This is a genomic window from Bartonella sp. AC158YNML (assembly GCF_042196725.1).
Lineage (GTDB): Bacteria > Pseudomonadota > Alphaproteobacteria > Rhizobiales > Rhizobiaceae > Bartonella.
In genome coordinates this window covers 1-769 of sequence record NZ_JBHIQU010000086.1, presented here as the reverse complement: position 1 = coordinate 769, position 769 = coordinate 1, and the positions used below count along the sequence as shown (strand labels likewise).

Here is a 769-nt window from a genome sequence, read left to right as displayed (position 1 = left end):
CTGGGATGGGTAAAACATCACTTGCTACCAATATTGCTTTTAATATTGCTAATGCTTGTAAGCGTGATAACAGCCAAACCAATGAAGGGGGTATTGTTGGTTTCTTCTCACTTGAGATGTCAACTGAACAGCTTGCAACTCGTATTATCTCAGAGCAAATAAAGGTTTCTTCTTCGGATATGCGTCGTGGTAATATCTCAGAAGAGCAATTTACCAACATCATTTACGCAATGCGCTCTTTACAAACAATCCCTCTTTATATTGATCAAACGGGGGGTGTCTCCCTTGCACAATTGGCCGCCCGTGCAAGGCGTCTGAAACGACAACATGGTTTAGATGTTTTGATTATCGACTATATCCAACTCATGACAAGTGGTTCAAAGCGTTCATTAGAAAATCGCGTTCAAGAAATTACAGCCATTACCACCGGATTAAAAGCACTTGCAAAAGAACTCAATATTCCCATCATTGCTCTGTCACAACTTTCACGTCAAGTTGAAAACCGAACCGATAAACGTCCACAATTATCCGATTTACGTGAATCTGGTTCAATCGAGCAAGATGCCGACATTGTTCTGTTCGTTTATCGTGAAGAATATTATCTCAAAAATGAAGAACCCAAAGAAGGCACCTCTGAGTATAGCAAATGGCAAGAGGCAATGGAGCAAGCCAAGGGCAAAGCTGAGGTTATTATAGCAAAACAACGCCATGGTCCGACAGGAATCGTTCCCCTTGCCTTTCAATCCGATTTTACACGCTTTAGTGATTT

At 41.4% G+C, this 769-nt stretch carries 1 protein-coding gene; it reads left to right on the top strand.

The features are described 5' to 3' along the window. Positions 1-769 (top strand): DnaB-like helicase C-terminal domain-containing protein (locus ACFIM1_RS09375; protein WP_375694696.1); only part of this gene is annotated, 769 nt, incomplete at both ends.